We start from the raw sequence: 17,153 nt of genomic DNA on the forward strand, positions 1-17,153 counted from the left end.
ATGTTGTATCATATCTGATAGGCGCTTTCAAACTGAGCGTTAAACTATCTTAAGGGGGATTCATTAAAAGCCTGTTGTAATTTCCATGATTTAAGTTACAAGCAAAGCATGCTTGGAAAACTTCAAAATCTGTTTCAAATAATTAAACGATTGCTTCAGCTGAGTCAGTGGTGTGATGGTTATTGCTTGCGTGGCCGACCTTGGTTGTGCTAACTAGGAATAAAGGAAAAGCATGGAGCCGAGGTCTATGAGTAAAGAAATAGAACAAAGCATGATCATTCTGGCCCGGCATCGGTTGAAATGGTTGAGGGTGGCGTTAGCAGGACGCGATGCGGATTTAAATCTGGTACAAAATACCTTTCATCAACTGACTGGGCTGACCAGTTTACGGTTTGTACAAGATAATGGCCTGAGTGCAGCGACAGCAAAAGAGCTTGCTATCATTGATAATCTGGCAATTTTAAATGTGCAGCAGCAACATCCGGAAGTGTTGGAAAAGTTTTCCAATGAGTCACAAAAACTATCCAAATATTTGGATATGCCAGCTCGAGACTTACTCGATCTGCTATTTAAAGACGGTGAGCGATTTCATAATCAGGAAGCCATTTCTGTTGCCATGCATCGAGGCCTAATTAGTGATATTCAACACGAGAAAGAGGCCTACGCCAAACTAGATGCTCGCGAACAGAAAAAAGATGGCTAAAGCATTTTTATCACCATTCAATCGACTTGCCCTCCCAGTCAACAAATGACAGCTCACCGTCAGCAGGCAAGTTTTTTAATATCTCAAACAGTCTGTCGGCTACAAAGCCTGGGCTGAATAATTTGTCTTCGGACACATTGGCACTATAGGGGCGGGAAAGCGGGGTATCAGTAGTACCAGGATGAAAGGCAATTAATTTGACCTGTTTTGCCCGACGTGCATATTCAATGGCAGTTGTTTTTAACAGCATATTCAACGCTGCTTTGCTGGCCCGGTAGCTGTACCAGCCACCCATATGATTATCTTTGATGCTACCAACTCTCGCACTAAAGATGATTAATTGACAGTTCGCGGATTGTTTAAGCACCGGTAAAAGATGTTTCAGCCAGAGTACTGGCGTTATGGTATTGATATTGAATATGTGGCTGATTGAATCTGCAGAGAGTTCTTCCAGACGTTTTTCAGGTTTTATGTCACCATCATGCAATACACCGTGACAGATAAAGACTTTTTCAAAATTACGTTGTTCATCATAAAACTGCATGGCCAGTTTGTTCATACTGGCCTCGTCATAGTCAGACTGATGCCAGATTACACCGGCAAATTCATCTGGTTGCCGCCCACGACTGATAACAACAATGTTTTCAGCTGTTATGTAAGTTAGAAGTTTATCAATAATGGCCTGAGCTATTTGCCCATTGCCACCAATCACCAAAGCCGATGTTTTCATTTTTAGAGCATGCGACTGAAGATGTGAATTTTGTGTTAAAAAATTAAGTCATGAATCAATCAGCATTTTCGATAAACAATATCTAAACAATAGTGACCAACCGTATTTCCAGTGAATCGTGAGCCATGTCAATCTAACTTACTGTAGATAACCGATGACTGTATCATGAGGCTTTACTCACGGGATTAATCATGTTGTCTGTCAAAGTTGATTAACATTGAATGTGAAGCGCTGAAATATAAACCTAAGTTTATTAGTTTTAATTATTACCATTCAGCTACCAGCCGGGTAGCGCTTTGTAAGATGTCACTCGACTGAAAGATTAACGGAAAAAACTTATTCGTAGTCTTTGCTGACAAATGCTTTACAAGAAAAGTATCAGCGAAAGTGTTTTATTTTTCTCTAGGTATTAATGGGTAAGTAAGCAATCATATGAAAACACTCAAACAGCGTTATCAAGCTTCTCGGAGTTTATTTTCTTTGAATAAATTGACGAACGTGGTTCTGTCAGTTTTATTGACAGGATTTATTAGCGTTCAAGCTGAAGAGGCGATGCTGTCTGAAGATGATTGTGGCAAAGCTGATATTCGTTACACAGATAGCCCGGAGCTCACTAGAGCCGAACGTATAGCATTAATGGAAAAAGCGTTTTTTGATTCGCTTAACCGCTTTGAATTATGCAAATTAACCGATCCGAATAATACTTCTGCGGATAGTAGCAGTGGGGCCGACCAAGGTGGCGGTGGGCTTGATGGTAACAATGGCGCTAATAATTCAGTTGCCAGTCAGGATATGCAGGGAACCGAGCCAGAAACTCAGGAATCGATACCATCGGCTATGGGCGGCTCAGAAATTGAAGACACAATTAATGGCCAATCCGGCGTGCCGGTAAATGCGGCAAACAATGGCGCCATTCCAGAAGATATTCCATCCGCGAATAATGACGATGCCATCGCTTCACAAATTAGAGTGGCTGCAGAAGCTGAACAAGATCCGGAAATCAAAAAGAAACTCTGGAATGAGTACCGCAAATATAAGGGGATGAACGTTGTTGAAGATTGAAAATTTTAGGGCACCCTCTAAATTTCTGATTTACATGATCATTATGATGCATGTACTGACAGGCTGCGCGACAACCTCCGGTACTGCCGGCGATGTGAAAACCGGACCACAGCTTGCCTCAGCTCAGGATGCCCCAAAAGAGGTCCCTTACCAGGGGATTAAACTGGACGTGATTATTCCGGTCTTTTCACCTGGCCTTTCAGATAAAGCCGCCGATTATGAAGAAGAAGGTATTTGGCCTGAATTAAGACGTGCCGAAGCCAATCGTTTTGCCTATAAATTAAAAACCGCCCTTGATGAAACCGGTAAGTTTGGTGCAGTACGTGTTGCACCGAATAGTACGGCGTCAGGTGATTTATATACCGTTGGTGAAATCCTTGAATCTACTGGTCAGGAAGTCAAATTTCGTCTTAACGTAGTCGATGCAAGTGGTAAACAATGGCTCAACACTACTATCGACCACGAGGTGAATGAAGGTTTCTACAAAAATCCTCGTAATGATGGCAAAGATCCTTATGATCCGGCTTTCGCCGAAGCTGCGCAGGCCATTGTAGAAGCATTACTCAAGCAACAACAACGCGAGCTTGCTCAACTGCAAAATATTGCCGATTTACGTTTTGCTGCCAGTTTTAACGAACAAGCCTTCATGGAACATCTTGATACCAGCGGTCGGCAAATCAAATTGGTGAGCATGCCAAGTGATTCCGATCCCATGTTTGAACGGGTTAAATCGGTTCAGGTTAGAGAACAGCTGTTCATTGATAATCTGCAACAGAACTACAGTGCGTTTTCACAGCAAATGGATGACAGCTATCTGGCGTGGCAGGAAGCCAGCGCTGCTGAAATGCAGCTGCGTAAAGAAGCTAACACGAAAAGTATGTGGAAAATGATTGGTGGGGCCGTATTGATAGGTGCTGCGGTTGCTGCGGCGACATCTGGCAATTCACGTAATCCGAATTTTGGCAGAGATATAGCGACTGTAGCCGGTGGTATCGGTGGTGCAGTGCTGCTGACCAGTGGTTTTAAATCTCGAGAAGAAGCCAAGTTTCATCAGGATGCGTTAAACGAGCTGGGTGAGTCCATTAATCTGGAAATGGCGCCACAAGTGCTGAGCTATGAAGAAGAATCAGTCGAGTTAACTGGTGATATTAACGAGCAGTACCGTCAATGGCGTGCATTTTTGAATCGCATGTATCAATTGGAAGCGACGCCTGATGTTCAACTGTAAGAGATAAGTATGATCACGCAGAAAATCGCTGAAGCCAAACTCGCCAAACGCAAGCTATTCTTCCAAACACTGATTATCATTTTGCTGCTCAGTGTGTTGTGTGTGCTATTAATTGTTTGGGCTTCGATGCCAAAAACCACTAAAACAACCAGCGCAGCCGAGCCACAGCAGAAAGTAGAAAGTGTTGAACGCCCAGCCTTATCGGATGGTCCACAAGATGATGCATCGCTGCGCCAAGCCTATCTTGAAGCCTATGCACATTATGAAAACACGCTCAAACCTGAGCTGAACAAGATTGATCTGCAGCAATGGGATAATGCTCTTGCCGAACGTTTGAAAACCACTGAAACAGCGGCTATTAAACAGTTTGGTGAAGCGAAATATGCTCAAGCAAGCACCACCTTAGATGAGCTTATTAAGCTTGCTGAAACGACAATCACCGATAGCCAGGATCAATTTCAAACGGCCATGCAGGATGCCCAGCAGGCTTTTGATGACAATCAATACCAGCCGGCAAAATTGGCAATTTCTAAAGCGTTAATGTTGGATACCACTTCTCAGCAAGCAACTGAACTGGCGGATAGAATCGAGCAGTTACCTGAAATTGCGTCGTTAGTTGAACAAATCAATGTTGCGAAAGTGGAAAATGATCTGCAAACCGAACTGACGTTAATCAACGAGCTGTTAAAACTGACACCGGAAAGAGAAGCCCTAAAACAACGTGCTCAAACATTACAGTCCACACTTAATAATCAGCGGTTTCAATCGCTTATCGCTCAATCCTACACTGCAATCGAAAACGGCCGAATTGAAGCTGCTAAAACCGCACTGAGTCAGGCAAGAAATATTCACCCCAATCGTTCCGAGATTGGTGATGTTAATTCAGCGATACAGCAATACGAAAAAAATCAGCGGGTTCAGACATCTCTGGCAAATGCAGCACAAGCCGAATCAAGAGACGACTGGCAAGCGGTTAAAACTAACCTTGAGCAAGTTATCAAGGAAAATCCCAATAACCAAGCGGCAACAGACAAATTGGCAATGGCAAATACTATTTTGTCAGTGAGAAATAAGATTGATGACTACCTCAAGACACCTTACCGACTATCAAATCCTGAGCTGGCTGATCAGGCCCGAGCTGCAATAAATGAAGCCACAAAATATCGTAACCAAAGTGCTTCGCTCACTACTAAAAGTCGAGAACTGGAGAACTTGTTAACTGCCGTTAACCGAACAATTCCGGTGGAAGTGCGTTCAGATAATCAAACCCATATTCTGGTGCGTGGTGTTGGCAATGTCGGCGTGACTGATTCAAAGGTGATTCAGTTGAAACCTGGCCAATATACCTTTGAAGGCAAACGCCAAGGCTTCAAATCCAAGCTAGTTGAGGTCACGATTCCATACGATCTGAATAGTTACAGTTTACGAATTGTTTGCGATGAGCCAATTTAACCAGCAGCTGGAGCTTGCCAGAAAACGCCAGCACAGAATGTATCTGTGGTTGCTGACCACCTTTGCCTTGGTTTTTCTGGTGATAGTAACGATTATCTTTGCTTCACGCGGCACACGCATTGAGGTGAAACCTGACGATGCTACAGCTGTATCGATTAATGCGGACTCCTGGCTGGCAATGGTGGTGTTTGGCTCGGTCTATTCACTTGCCGACAGTACTGAAATTGAAATCACAGCAGATGGCTTTTATCCTCATCGCCAAACCATTGAACAGGCAGATTCCGGCAAAGTTCTGCGCATTACACTCACGCCATTACCAGCCAAGATCGTGCTTTCCACTTCTCTGGAAGATAATCAAACCGCTTGGTTGATGGACGATAAAGTGATTGCGATGGCAAACACACTGGAATATGAATTGCCCGCAGGAGAACATCAGCTCAGCGTCCAGCACCCTCACTATCAAACCATGACTATCGATTTATCGCTCAGTCGCGGTGAGACGGTGGCTCAGGATGTTGAATTGCAACCTTTGCAAGGTGAATTAACGGTGAATTCGCTTCCTAGTGGTGCCATGGTGACCATTGACGAGGCGGACGTGGGTAAAACACCACTGACCTTGCCGCTGCAAGGTGGTTTGCATTCTGTCAAAGTGTCACTGACAAAATATGAAACCACCGAAGAAACCATTGAGATAAAAAACAGTAAACCAGAGCTAGAACGAAATTATCGTTTATCGCCGGAAACGGCGGGAGTGCGTTTAAACCTTAAACCCTCTGGTGGTCAGCTGACATTAAACGGCTTACGAATTGAAAACGCACAACTTATCTCTGTTGAAGCCGGTAAATCACACCGTTTGACCTATGCCAAACCCGGATTTTTCAGCCAGAGCGAAACGTTCACACTTTCGACTAATGAAAAACGCAGCTTCGATATCACGTTACAACCTGAAATGGGCAAGGTAGAAGTGCTCTCGGCACCATCTGCTACGGTCACGGTGGATGGCAAACCCATGGGAAACACGCCGATCGAATTGGATTTACAGGCGGTTTCTCATGATATTCAGCTGAGTCTGAATGGTTATCGAACTGTCGCGAAATCCATCACGCCATCTGCTGCAGAAGTGCAGAAACTGTCTTTTACGTTGATTCCTGAAGCTCAAGCCAAAAAGGCTGAAGCCCCCAGGCTCTATAAAAACAAAGCCGGTGGTGACATGGCTTTATTTTCCCCCAATGACATTATCAAAATGGGAGCAGGGCGAGATGAGCCGGGTCAGCGTGCCAACGAGTTTATAAAACAAGTCCGGCTCAATCGACCGTTTTATGCCGGCACAAATGAAGTCACCAATGCAGAATATCAGCAGTTTGACAGCAGTAAATCTGGCGATCCTCAATTACCCGTCACCAATGTGAGCTGGCTGGAAGCGGTCAAATTCTCTAACTGGCTAAGTGAGCAGGAAGGTTTAACCCCGGTTTATGATGTGCAGGGCAATCAGTTAAATCGTATTAATGACAATGCCGATGGTTACCGATTATTAATGGAAGCCGAGTGGGAATGGCTGGCCCGCAAGACCGGTAAGCCTGAGCAGACTTTGTTTGTCTGGGGTAATGAACGGGTAATTCCAACCAAGGCGGTAAATATCGCCGATGAAGCTGCCAAAGGCAGTGTCAGCCTTTATGTTCCCAGATATTATGATGGTTTTGCCGGAATCGCTCCGGTGAAAAGTTTTAGCCGCGAAAAGTCCGGGCTTTATGATTTAGGCGGTAATGTCAGTGAATGGACGCATGACAGTTATTCACTAACGGCACCCAAACCGGATACTGTTTATCCACATACGCTTGATAGCTCGACACTCAGCATGCGAGTCGTAAAAGGTGCAAACTGGCGTTCAGGTTCGCTAAGTGAATTAAGAGCATCATACCGAGACGGTGCCGAGCAGGCCCGTGATACGCTTGGTTTCAGAGTCGGGCGTTTTCTGAATGGAGGAAATGAATAATGATGAGTTTAAAAAAAGCGTTATTGATTGGCGGCTCGCTCCTGCTGGTTGTGGTCCTATCATTGATGATTCATAACGCCTGGGCCGGCGGTAAGTCGGTGATCAGTCTCAACTCTCCCGTTTCCTTCCCGGTGGACATTTAATAATGAGTGACTTGATGAAAAGCTTTGCCGCATTGATCGTGTCGATCATTGTGGTGCATATGATGTATATCGGTTATATCCGGCCTGAGGCCGCCCAATTAATTGATTTAGCCTTGCAACAGCAACAGTCTTCGCCTCGTAATATTGTGGTTATAATCAAAGATTACGAGCAGGAAATCTGTTTTATATTAATGATGTGGGGCTGTTTTCTCATTGCCAGCTCTTATCGCGAGATTCTGAAAACCAAATATCTGTACAGCGTCGATTTGATCGAAGATCCAAAAAGCGGTGATGAAGAAGAAGTTGCTCACACAGGCCATAAAGAGCTTGATGTAAACCGCATCATTCATCGATTGGATACCGAAATCCCGCAGGATTGCATGTCATCACCTTTGGTGCAGACGCTGCGTTCATCGTTGTGGCGTTACAGCTCAACCAACAATGTGCAAAACCTGTCGGATGCGATTGAAAGTAATCTCGAAGCTTTAGCCGTCAAGCAAGATTCTGAAAACACCATGATTCGTTATTTGATCTGGGCCATTCCCTCTATCGGCTTTATCGGTACGGTGCGAGGTATAGGGCAGGCGCTTTCTCAAGCTGACAAGGCGCTAGCAGGGGATATCTCAGGCATGACGGATAGTTTGGGTCTGGCCTTTAATTCAACGTTGGTAGCATTACTTATCAGTATCTTTCTGATGTTTTTGTTTCATCAGTTGCAACGTATGCAGGACAGTCAGATTGTTGATACGCAAAGCTATTGCGACAAATTCCTGCTGAGACGTATTCGCTAACACCTAATGGCCTACCGTCGTAAAAAAGCCGAAGGTTCCAGTCTGGCATTTCTGGACATCATGTCCTGTGGCCTCGGCGCGGTAATTCTGGTGTTTATGCTGGTCAAGCAGAAAATTGATGAAACCCCAGTTGAAATTGATAATCTCAAACAGGACATCAGTCAGTTGGAGCAGGCCAGAGATGATGCTGGATCAACTCTGGAACAGATCCGCCAACAACTCAGCAGTGAAAATGCCCGTTATCAGGCATTAAAAAAACAACTGGATGAAAAGCAATCCTCACTGGCCAGCCAGAGTGAAGAGGTACAACGCTCAGAGAGTGCATTAGAAGAACTTAAATCCAGCATTACCTCTATCGAAGTACCCAAACAACAGGCTGATCTGGTCGAAGCACCGCGAATAAATGAAGAAAATTATCTGCTGGGTCTCAAGGTTGAAGGCCCGAAAATTGCCATTCTGGTGGATACCAGCGCCTCGATGACCAATGAAAAACTGATTGATATTATCCGCACCAAAAGTAGTTCGCAGCAGAATAAACAGAACGCTGCTAAATGGCTGAGAACCAAAAATGTAGTGGAATGGTTGCTGGCACGGGTACCGGAAAACAGTGAAGTTGTGGTGGTTGCCTTTAGTGAGGATGCCAGGGTTTTAGGTGATCAAAAAGGCTGGCAAAAAGCCAGCTCACCACAAACGGCAACGTCGATATTGCGTGACTTGAATAGTGTGGTTCCTGAGGGTGCCACCAATCTTCAAAAAGGCTTGAATACCGTTAATCAGTTTTCGCCCTCCAATCTATATGTCATTACCGATGGACTGCCTACCAAAGGCGAATCGCAATATCGCAGCCTGAATCCTTTTTCCAGTTGCAGTTCACTGACCGGTAATGCCCAGACGATTTCCGGTGAATGTCGGGTTAAACTGTTTCAGCAAACCATCAATGAAAGTGGCAAGCGGGGCATGCAGGTTGATGTGATTATGCTGCCGCTGGAAGGTGATCCTGATGCGGTCAATCAATACTGGGTTTGGGCTGCCACCACAGGCGGTTTATTGATAAGTCCGGCGAGTAACTGGCCATGAAATTTCGTAAAAAAGGCCTGGATATCTTCAGTCTGTCTTTTCTGGACGTGATTTCCTGTGGTTTTGGCGCGGTAGTCATGTTGATATTAATTTCTAAAACGGATGTTGATGTGTCGATTGCTGGTGCCGATGATGTCAGCAGTTTATTGGCTTCATTGATTGGCCTGGAAAACTCGGTGGCTGAGATCAGTCAGCAAATCCAACAAGAGCTTTCCACCCTCGATGCCTTATCCAGTGAACAGCAATCCATTGCTCAAGCAGAATCATCATTAGAAAGCCGTCTCAAGGCATTGCAACAGCAAAATGCTGCGTTGGAAGAAAGTATCTCCGGAATGAGTCTGGTGGAATCACGGTTAAAACAAGCCGCCTTGCCTACGCCACGCAAACCGACAGATAAACGGTCTGAAGAAGTCGGCGGCATTCCAGTCGATAGTGATTATGTGGTGTTTATTATCGACACTTCCGGCAGTATGAAACAGATCTGGTCGCGGGTTTCGCGAGAAGTAGTCAATGTGCTGAATATTCACCCTGAAGTAAAAGGTTTTCAGATTTTAAATGATATGGGCACGTCAATGATTTCGGGCTACGATGGCCGTTGGATGCCCGATACACCCTCCACCAGAAACAGTGCAATTCGCATGTTTGAAAACTGGTCGGTAGTTTCCAACAGTAGCCCGGTCGAGGGTGTTGAAACGGCGTTGAGAAAATATGCCAAACCCAATATCACCACTTCAATCTATGTATTTGGTGATGATTACACCGGCTCATCCTATGATGCCGTTATTGACCGGATTACCAGACAGAACAGACAACTCAGTGATGGAAGACGCTTGCCAGAATTCATGGTGTCGGTTTTTTATCGATTCATAGCACCGACAGATACAGCATCCTGATGCGAGAATTAACTAAACGTAACGATGGTACGTATATCGCGTTACCGCCTTAGAGGGAAGGGCTCCCACGGAGGACCATGGGAGCCAGAGAAAGTTAAAAATACAGTAAACTCGTTCCCACGCTCCTGCGTGGGAACGCACATGGCCTAATCAATAAACTCGTACTTCCAACGGATCTCATCCGGCTTCATCATTTGCCCGACACTAAAACGAATCATACCGGTCGGGTCGGAAGCGTTGCCCAGCAATACATAACGACTGCCATCGCTATCAAATCCCACACCGGTTTTATCATTAAACTCTTTGATAGCACTACTGTTTTGCAAAATAAATGGCAGTAGGTCATCAGCTGCATCAGGTGGTGCAAACGGTGGTACTGTTTCTGGTCGATTGCACAAACCGACAAAGATTTCTTCATCGCTTGGCAGGATCAGAATATTCCAGTTAAAGAGGGTATATACCGATTTAGTGGTGTTTTGCATTAGATAAACAGTTCGTTTTGGGTGATTTCTGAGAGACCGTGAGAATCACTTAAAGAGGCTCCCACGCATAGCATGGGAGCCAGATTTAGCCTTTGAATTTCGTAACCATGCTCTTGCGTGGGGACGAAACAGCAATAAATTAACGTAATGTTCTGCTAAACAAATTCAACGCTAACTGATAACCAATTTGTGCAGTTTGTGCATCATAACGGCCGCCATCACCTTCATCACGCATAAATGCATGTTCAGCATTGAACTCATGCCAGGTAAACGGAATGTCCGTTTCATTCAATTTGCTGTAAATCAACGTACGGCCTTCTGATGGCACATGGTTATCCTGCTTGCCCCAAATCATCAACAACTCGCCTTTGATGTCAGCCAGACGTTCCATGCTGTGTTGACCCGGTTTGTTTGGGATTTTCTGGATATGTAAATCTGTGGCGTAAAAACAGGCGGTACCTTTCACTTCTGGTTGCAGGGCTGCACGGAAAGCCAGATGACCACCAATGCAATATCCCATCGCGCCAAATTGACCATTGCACCAAGCTTGTTGCTTGGCAAATTTGATCATTGCTTCATTGTCGGTGTCATAACCTTGAACATCTTTGTTTTCTTTATCGGCGTTCCCTTTATCACGACCGGCATCGTCATAGCCCAATACTGTGCCGATAGGATTCAGTTCATGAAACACCTCAGGGACTAATACCGCGAAACCATGGCTGGCCATTAATCTGGCAGCACGCTCAATCGGACCGGTCTGCTGGAAAATTTCAGAATAAAACAAAATGACAGGGTAGCTACCTTCGCCAACAGGTCGATGAATATAAGTACGCATCACACCGGTAGGTGTATCAAGATCGGCAAAATGGCTTTGGATTTTCATGAAAGCTCCCTAGAAGTTGAATAGAAAATAAAACGGCTATTGTACAACGAGTAATGGATTTCTAGAGCCCAGATTAACAGACTCCCAATATTGAAATTTATATCGATAACCTTGCCGTTTTCAGATCATTTGATTATGAAAAGTAGTTTATTATTCGGGAGTTAATTTCTATAAGTTTTTTCAATCTATTGAAATTTAAGTGAAAAACTAGATTTCTTATAAAACTTTACGAATTTAATATTTCTACAAAGACATAGTAAAGGGCAAAGAATTTATTATTCAATTTTCCACAAGGAAAGTCTTATGAAAAAAATTATTCAGAATATGGGTTTGTTTATAACCATTATTATTTCTTCTTCACTCACCGCCGATGAATTACCGGTTACCGAAAAATTGGTCAATACACTTTCCGAACTTGCCGGCGGGCCCCATGCCGGCATTCGTTCAAATCATGCTAAAGGTCTTATGGCTTCAGGTTATTTTGAAGCATCGAAAGAAGCCTCTGATATTACCTATGCACCGCATTTTAATTTTCCTAAAACAGACGTAGTGGTTCGATTTTCAAATGCGAGTGGTGTACCCGATATTGCCGATTCAAGCCCGGATGGTTTTCCAAAGGGAATGGCAATAAGGTTTATGCTACCTGAAGAGGAATACACCGATATTGTGGTGATTTCGGTAGAACGATTCCCTGTGAAGAATCCGGAAGATTTTCTGGAATTATTAACAGCGATTAAAGATTCTGCCAATGCACAAACGAAACCGACACCTATAGAAGCCTTTCTGGAGCAACATCCTGAGACACTAAGCTATGTGCAATTAGCCAAACCAGCTCCAATGAGTTATGCCACTGAAAAATTCCATGGCATTAATGCATTTGAATTTGAAAATGAACAGGGGAAAACAGTTTATGGACGTTATCTGATTACGCCATTAAACGGCCCTGAATATCTTTCAGATGAAGAAAGAGAACAAGCTGCCAACAATTATTTGTTAGATGAGTTGCCAGTAAGATTAAAGGATGATGGTGAAGCCAAGTTTATTATTGCCGTGCAAATTGCCGAAGAAGGTGATGCAATTACGGATCCTACTGTTGTGTGGCCAGCAGACAGGAAGATAGTTGAGCTAGGAACATTGACGCTGACTGAGATGATGAAGGACGCTGCAAGTTACGAAAAAGCCAATATGTTTAATCCTTTGGCTCTTCCAGAAGGCATTAGCCCAACCAACGATCCCATTCTTTTAGCTCGTCCAGTGAGTTATGCGATTAGTTTTGGCAGAAGATTAAATCCCTAAAAAAAGCTTATAAAAAAGGCTTGAGTTAAAGTTAACTCAAGCTTTTTTATTGCTAAATCGAAAGTTTTCCCTGAACCAAGCCATTGTGTAATTTGAAATAATTCAAACAATCAGATTCTGCTATTGGCGGGCTGTAAAAATAACCTTGGAAAATATCACAGCCCATTTCGGATAATGCTTCAAGTTGCTCTTTTGTTTCAACATATTCGGCTACCACATGTACTTTTTGTGCCTGGCCCAATGAACATATTGTTCTGATGATATCAGCATTGGTGTCATTGAGCAGGACATCACGAGTAATGGAACCATCAATTTTGATTGCATCTACCGGAAACCTGCGCATATATAACAACGACGAGTAGCCCATTCCAAAATCATCCATTGCCAGATTCACACCGGTATCGACAAGCTGTTGCAGAATAATATCGGTCAAATTTGTATCGGGAATCTCAGATGACTCGGTGATTTCAAGCTCTATTTCGTCAGCGATAATACCATATTCATTAATATATTTCGTCAAATAAAACGGTAAATCTTTGTCTGTCAGCTGAATCGGTGAAATATTTACAGCGATAGTTAATGCCTTATAACCAGACGTATTCCACCGGGCTTTGCAGGCACAGGCCTGTTTGATGACCCATCTACCCAGGCTATTTATCAGTTCACTGTCTTCTGCCACTGTCACAATTACAATCGGTGAGATCATGCCATATCGCGGATGAGTCCAGCGGAGCAGGGCCTCAACACCAATGATATGACCTTGACGATCATGTTTAGGTTGATAAACCAATGACAGCGCGTTCTGTTGTATCGCAAGCTGCAAATCAACCACCAGATCTCGGGCGATCATGCCAACCTTATCCTGTCTGGTAACAATCCTTTGTCTGTTATGCCCCTCCTTGATTATCAGGTCCGATGCCTGTTGAAATGCTGCTTTAGTTTGTTGTTGACGGCTTCTTTCGGCTCTTTTCACAAACGGCAAATAACATATTGTGCTGATAGCAATTAATAGCATTTGAAACGCCACACCACGCCAGGATTCTGTCAACATCCAGCCGGAAAACAAAGCCGGAGTTGTCCAGCTCACTTGCACAGAATCCAAAATATGAATTACTCCAAAATGTACTGCGGCCAGCGTAATCAACATCAAAATGAATGGGACGAGAATAAACGGGATTAGATAAAAGGGATTTAAGACAATCGGCAGCCCGTAGATCAGGATGTCATTAATATTGAAGATAGAGGGCACAACAGACACTTTGGCAATTTTGTTCTGGGCACCTTGACGAGTAACAATAAAAATAGCAATTAACAAACCAAGCGTCGATCCAGAGCCACCGATAGTCACAAAATTATCGAATAATGTCCTGAACATGAGATTGGTATCAAATCCAGCGCTGGTTGTCGAAGCTAATAAAGCTCCATCTGCTGTTCCCAACAGAACAATTCCACCATGCAGACCGAAAAACCAAAACAACTGATTCGCAACGATAAAAAATGAGCTTAATATCCAGTTTCCATTTCCGTCAGCTAATACCCAGTCGATAATTAGCTGAGTAATATTAGGAAAAGGTGGAGTAGTTGCCAGCAACATACCGACAGCGAAAAAGAGAATACCGCTAAGAATGACTGAAGGGGTTAAACGCATCGCATGATAAAACGTTGTATCAGAATCAACCGGCAGGTTAAGTAAATCAAGATAAGGGCGTTTTACAGCAAAAATCATCAGCTCGGCTGAGACTAAACCAATAACAATGCCCAAGAAAATAGCGCCGACACTAAATTCCATAGGGGATAGGTTAGGCAATGCGGTAGTAACAATCAGGAAATTTATGATGGCACTGATAGCACCATTAAAGGTGGAGCGATTTCACGTTGTTTTGTTGGCCTGGGAAGTCGATAAATCAATTGGGCTGCTACCACGGCAGCCAAGAACAGCCCAAAAAAGTTAAATGCCGTATTGATCATTTGTTGTAGTGGTTCACGCCATTCTGCGCCAAACCACTGATCCATAGCTTGTTGATAAGCTGGCCAAGGTAAATTAATAATTAATTCAGCGATTACTCTAAGGAAGGTGAGGGGCAAAAGTGCAACAAAACTGTTTCTTGTCGCTATCATCCATAAATACAGTCTTTGCTTCAATCTTGGCTCCTTTAAACCAACTTGTTACTTCTAATAATGCGTCAGATGAATGGTCTGTAAATGCCCGTCAACTGTAAATTTTCGTAAAGCCCAACAGTCAGTGATTTTGCAGGAAATTGTTTGGCATTGCTCATTTATCGGGCGTTATTTTTATAAAACTGGGGATTGCTTCAAAAAAAATACTCTACATAAGTCAAAAATTAAGATTGAGTTAACCTTTTCTATGTAATGAGAAGCTCATTTATTGTTTTTACAAGTTTCGGAATATGTTTAACGAAAGATGAAAAACAATCCTATTTAGTTTCTATTGCAGCTAAGTTCAACACTCGATATCACTGGATAAGCCTTTAAACGAAGGTGAATTAATAACCAAAGCAAAATACCAACACAATCAGATCAGAAACTAAAATGACAACACTTGAAGGTTTGACCAAAGTCCATTTTTATATGTTATGAGTTACAGATAGAGAATTCAGAGGTAGCTTTTTGTGATTTTCAACGCACCTTATTGTCTTTTTCTGCGTACATTTTCTTATCAGAGGCGGCTAAAAGATCATTAATATCAATATGCTCTTCTACTAAGGTATTGGTATATCCAACGCTGTATTCAATATCATAGCCACGTGCAGCTTCTTCATTGTAGGCCGTAATTTCTGCTTTGAATCGTTCAATTACTTTTTCAGTATTTTCAGCATCAACATCCATCATTAATACTGCAAATTCATCTCCACCTAAACGGCCGAAAACATCAGATTCACGAAAAACTTTTCGCAGCGTATTGGCAAATACGATGAGAGCTCTATCACCTTCAGCGTGACCAAATTTATCGTTAATAGGCTTAAATTTATTTAAATCAAACAGCAGGATGGATACGGGTAACGCCTTGCGTTTGCAGACACTTAAACTGTGTTTTGCCAAGTCTTTAAAACCACGGCGATTGGAGATTAAGGTTAGATCATCCAGGGTTGCTAATTGCAATGCTGCAATTTCCTGTTCGGCCATAACCCCAAGGTCTCTCAATAATTGCAAATCTTCAGGATCAAATTCTCTGGGTTGATCATCAATAATGCAGAGTGTGCCAAGGGCGCTACCATTACCAACTTTTAACGGATAACCGGCATAAAAACGGATATTGGGATTTTCAGTGACCAAGGGATTATCTTTAAAACGATGATCCTCAAAGGTGTCTTCGACGACAAACACATCATTGCCTAAAATGGCGTGTCCACAAAACGAGATTTCCCTTGGCGTTTCATCAGGAAGTTCATTTTCGGATGCTTTTGATTTAAACCACTGACGACCATCATCAATTAAACTTAATACAGAAATATCCACGCCAAACATGCGTTTTGCCATGCGTGTAAGTCGGTCAAATCTTTCTTCCGGAGCCGAGTCTAGAATTTTAAGCGCTCTTAGCTTTTCCATTCTTTGTTTTTCGTCTTCGGGTAGTAATGGCGAAATCATGAATTCTCTCCAACAGGTACTCTGTGTACATTGCGAACATTTATGTCTTTATTAATGAGGTTCATGCAATACAAATAACAACAACTTCCCAGAATTAAAATTAAATCTGTTATTTTTAAGCGATTAAACAAATGTAGTGACAACGAGCTGATTAGCGCAATCAGCATCATGATTAGTCTTCGATCAATTGATACCCATCACGAATCGTTATTTCAGTGCCTTTTGGCTGTCTTTCAAGCACCATACTGTTATCACCGATTGAGATTTTGAAACTTTCCCGTGTCACGTCTGAAACGATGTATTGAGTTTGATCAAGCAACAGTTTATTCCCTTCTAAGCGAGTAATACTGTCATCTGTCTGTGACAGATACATCATATTTTCATCGTAATAAGACACTAGCTCAGAAACAGTTTCCAGACCTTGTTCGGTCATGGTAAATGTTAACGCAAATGTGTATTGGCCCTGATTTCCAATCCAGGTTGTGTCAGTCAACATTGCGTAATCAATACCGCGAGTCAGTATAAGTTCATCACTTTGAAGATGATTCTCACCTGCAACTGTGAGCGTATCCGTAGGTAAATCCTGATCTGAACTGAGCTTAATAATTTGCTCATTGCTTTTATACTGATAATCAGCCGTTGTGAGATCTTCTCCCTGAATGATTTTCAGCGTCCCATCCGTCTGGAACTCATAACTCACGCTACCATCCGAACTGATAAATCTGCCCTCAAATTCATCGTAACCACAGCCAGAAAGTATAAGAGGGAAGATAAAAGCCATCAGCCAGACAAGGTGTTTCATAGAGATGGATTT

17 protein-coding genes are annotated in these 17,153 nt (G+C 43.1%); 10 read left to right on the forward strand and 7 right to left on the reverse strand.

The genetic code is table 11. The features are described 5' to 3' along the window. Nucleotides 1-247 precede the first annotated feature (247 nt). Nucleotides 248-703 carry a hypothetical protein gene (locus E8Q33_RS05160; protein ID WP_136553295.1) on the forward strand — a complete coding sequence of 152 codons (456 nt, stop codon included), beginning with the start codon at nt 248-250 and terminating at the stop codon, nt 701-703. Between the two features lie 10 nt (nt 704-713). On the opposite strand, the gene E8Q33_RS05165 is transcribed toward E8Q33_RS05160, so the two are convergent. Then, on the reverse strand, nt 714-1,433 hold the full coding sequence (locus tag E8Q33_RS05165; RefSeq protein WP_136553296.1) for an SDR family NAD(P)-dependent oxidoreductase: 720 nt from the start codon (nt 1,431-1,433) through the stop codon (nt 714-716). A 480-nt stretch (nt 1,434-1,913) separates the two neighbouring features. Between E8Q33_RS05165 and E8Q33_RS05170 the strand changes: the two genes are divergently transcribed. Genes E8Q33_RS05170 through E8Q33_RS05200 form a run of 8 tightly spaced genes read left to right on the forward strand, consistent with a single transcriptional unit; the run spans nt 1,914 to nt 10,072 of the window. Beyond that, nucleotides 1,914-2,495, forward strand: coding sequence for a hypothetical protein (locus E8Q33_RS05170; RefSeq protein WP_247869936.1), 582 nt, complete (start codon nt 1,914-1,916; stop codon nt 2,493-2,495). 43 nt (nt 2,496-2,538) lie between these two features. Then, the gene (locus E8Q33_RS05175; RefSeq protein WP_247869937.1) at nt 2,539-3,723 is read left to right on the forward strand and encodes a hypothetical protein; all 1,185 of its coding nucleotides are present in this window, start codon (nt 2,539-2,541) and stop codon (nt 3,721-3,723) included. A gap of 9 nt (nt 3,724-3,732) precedes the next feature. Continuing rightward, the gene (locus tag E8Q33_RS05180; protein WP_136553302.1) at nt 3,733-5,175 is read left to right on the forward strand and encodes a hypothetical protein; all 1,443 of its coding nucleotides are present in this window, start codon (nt 3,733-3,735) and stop codon (nt 5,173-5,175) included. Next, nucleotides 5,162-7,168: a PEGA domain-containing protein gene (locus E8Q33_RS05185; protein ID WP_136553304.1), complete on the forward strand. Its 2,007-nt coding sequence runs from the start codon at nt 5,162-5,164 to the stop codon at nt 7,166-7,168. Before E8Q33_RS05180 ends, E8Q33_RS05185 begins: the two co-directional genes overlap by 14 nt. Next, nucleotides 7,168-7,311, forward strand: a complete 144-nt coding sequence (locus E8Q33_RS15445; protein WP_168800145.1) for a hypothetical protein — start codon at nt 7,168-7,170, stop codon at nt 7,309-7,311. The genes E8Q33_RS05185 and E8Q33_RS15445 overlap by 1 nt, the downstream gene beginning before the upstream one ends. A gap of 2 nt (nt 7,312-7,313) precedes the next feature. Continuing rightward, nucleotides 7,314-8,102 (forward strand): MotA/TolQ/ExbB proton channel family protein, encoded by a 789-nt coding sequence (locus tag E8Q33_RS05190; protein WP_136553306.1) that lies wholly within the window; start codon nt 7,314-7,316, stop codon nt 8,100-8,102. 6 nt (nt 8,103-8,108) lie between these two features. Beyond that, a complete protein-coding gene (locus E8Q33_RS05195) occupies nt 8,109-9,179 on the forward strand; it encodes a vWA domain-containing protein (protein WP_136553308.1) in 1,071 nt (356 codons plus the stop codon). Beyond that, complete coding sequence (locus E8Q33_RS05200) at nt 9,176-10,072, forward strand: hypothetical protein (RefSeq protein ID WP_247869938.1); 897 nt, start codon at nt 9,176-9,178, stop codon at nt 10,070-10,072. The genes E8Q33_RS05195 and E8Q33_RS05200 overlap by 4 nt, the downstream gene beginning before the upstream one ends. 146 nt (nt 10,073-10,218) lie before the next feature. Here the strand turns inward: E8Q33_RS05200 and E8Q33_RS05205 are convergent, their stop codons facing one another. Next, nucleotides 10,219-10,554, reverse strand: coding sequence for a hypothetical protein (locus E8Q33_RS05205; RefSeq protein ID WP_069296511.1), 336 nt, complete (start codon nt 10,552-10,554; stop codon nt 10,219-10,221). 139 nt (nt 10,555-10,693) lie between these two features. After that, nucleotides 10,694-11,437: a dienelactone hydrolase family protein gene (locus E8Q33_RS05210; protein WP_136553310.1), complete on the reverse strand. Its 744-nt coding sequence runs from the start codon at nt 11,435-11,437 to the stop codon at nt 10,694-10,696. A gap of 303 nt (nt 11,438-11,740) precedes the next feature. On the opposite strand from E8Q33_RS05210, the gene E8Q33_RS05215 reads away from it, so the two are divergent. Beyond that, nucleotides 11,741-12,733, forward strand: a complete 993-nt coding sequence (locus tag E8Q33_RS05215) for a catalase family peroxidase (protein ID WP_136553312.1) — start codon at nt 11,741-11,743, stop codon at nt 12,731-12,733. A 52-nt stretch (nt 12,734-12,785) separates the two neighbouring features. On the opposite strand, the gene E8Q33_RS05220 is transcribed toward E8Q33_RS05215, so the two are convergent. The 4 genes from E8Q33_RS05220 to E8Q33_RS05230 form a co-directional block, all read right to left on the reverse strand. Beyond that, nucleotides 12,786-14,522, reverse strand: a complete 1,737-nt coding sequence (locus E8Q33_RS05220) for an EAL domain-containing protein (RefSeq protein WP_247869939.1) — start codon at nt 14,520-14,522, stop codon at nt 12,786-12,788. 41 nt (nt 14,523-14,563) lie between these two features. Then, nucleotides 14,564-14,875 carry a hypothetical protein gene (locus tag E8Q33_RS15940; RefSeq protein ID WP_247869940.1) on the reverse strand — a complete coding sequence of 104 codons (312 nt, stop codon included), beginning with the start codon at nt 14,873-14,875 and terminating at the stop codon, nt 14,564-14,566. A 495-nt stretch (nt 14,876-15,370) separates the two neighbouring features. Continuing rightward, nucleotides 15,371-16,339: a sensor domain-containing diguanylate cyclase gene (locus E8Q33_RS05225; protein WP_069297007.1), complete on the reverse strand. Its 969-nt coding sequence runs from the start codon at nt 16,337-16,339 to the stop codon at nt 15,371-15,373. 172 nt (nt 16,340-16,511) lie between these two features. Then, on the reverse strand, nt 16,512-17,141 hold the full coding sequence (locus tag E8Q33_RS05230) for a hypothetical protein (RefSeq protein WP_136553314.1): 630 nt from the start codon (nt 17,139-17,141) through the stop codon (nt 16,512-16,514). Nucleotides 17,142-17,153: the final 12 nt, after the last annotated feature.

Source organism: Methylophaga sp. SB9B (assembly GCF_004832235.1).
GTDB classification, from domain to species: Bacteria; Pseudomonadota; Gammaproteobacteria; order Nitrosococcales; family Methylophagaceae; genus Methylophaga; species Methylophaga muralis.

What these genes read in the sequence shown, in the direction of transcription:
- E8Q33_RS05160 (WP_136553295.1), top strand. Translation starts at nt 248, where the DNA reads ATGAGTAAAGAAATAGAACAAAGCATGATCATTCTGGCCCGGCATCGG.
- E8Q33_RS05200 (WP_247869938.1), top strand. Translation starts at nt 9,176, where the DNA reads ATGAAATTTCGTAAAAAAGGCCTGGATATCTTCAGTCTGTCTTTTCTG.
- E8Q33_RS05195 (WP_136553308.1), top strand. Translation starts at nt 8,109, where the DNA reads ATGGCCTACCGTCGTAAAAAAGCCGAAGGTTCCAGTCTGGCATTTCTG.
- E8Q33_RS05215 (WP_136553312.1), top strand. Translation starts at nt 11,741, where the DNA reads ATGAAAAAAATTATTCAGAATATGGGTTTGTTTATAACCATTATTATT.
- E8Q33_RS15445 (WP_168800145.1), top strand. Translation starts at nt 7,168, where the DNA reads ATGATGAGTTTAAAAAAAGCGTTATTGATTGGCGGCTCGCTCCTGCTG.
- E8Q33_RS05205 (WP_069296511.1), bottom strand. Translation starts at nt 10,554, where the DNA reads ATGCAAAACACCACTAAATCGGTATATACCCTCTTTAACTGGAATATT.
- E8Q33_RS05220 (WP_247869939.1), bottom strand. Translation starts at nt 14,522, where the DNA reads ATGGAATTTAGTGTCGGCGCTATTTTCTTGGGCATTGTTATTGGTTTA.
- E8Q33_RS05175 (WP_247869937.1), top strand. Translation starts at nt 2,539, where the DNA reads ATGATGCATGTACTGACAGGCTGCGCGACAACCTCCGGTACTGCCGGC.
- E8Q33_RS05165 (WP_136553296.1), bottom strand. Translation starts at nt 1,433, where the DNA reads ATGAAAACATCGGCTTTGGTGATTGGTGGCAATGGGCAAATAGCTCAG.
- E8Q33_RS05225 (WP_069297007.1), bottom strand. Translation starts at nt 16,339, where the DNA reads ATGATTTCGCCATTACTACCCGAAGACGAAAAACAAAGAATGGAAAAG.
- E8Q33_RS05210 (WP_136553310.1), bottom strand. Translation starts at nt 11,437, where the DNA reads ATGAAAATCCAAAGCCATTTTGCCGATCTTGATACACCTACCGGTGTG.
- E8Q33_RS05230 (WP_136553314.1), bottom strand. Translation starts at nt 17,141, where the DNA reads ATGAAACACCTTGTCTGGCTGATGGCTTTTATCTTCCCTCTTATACTT.
- E8Q33_RS05190 (WP_136553306.1), top strand. Translation starts at nt 7,314, where the DNA reads ATGAGTGACTTGATGAAAAGCTTTGCCGCATTGATCGTGTCGATCATT.
- E8Q33_RS05185 (WP_136553304.1), top strand. Translation starts at nt 5,162, where the DNA reads ATGAGCCAATTTAACCAGCAGCTGGAGCTTGCCAGAAAACGCCAGCAC.
- E8Q33_RS05180 (WP_136553302.1), top strand. Translation starts at nt 3,733, where the DNA reads ATGATCACGCAGAAAATCGCTGAAGCCAAACTCGCCAAACGCAAGCTA.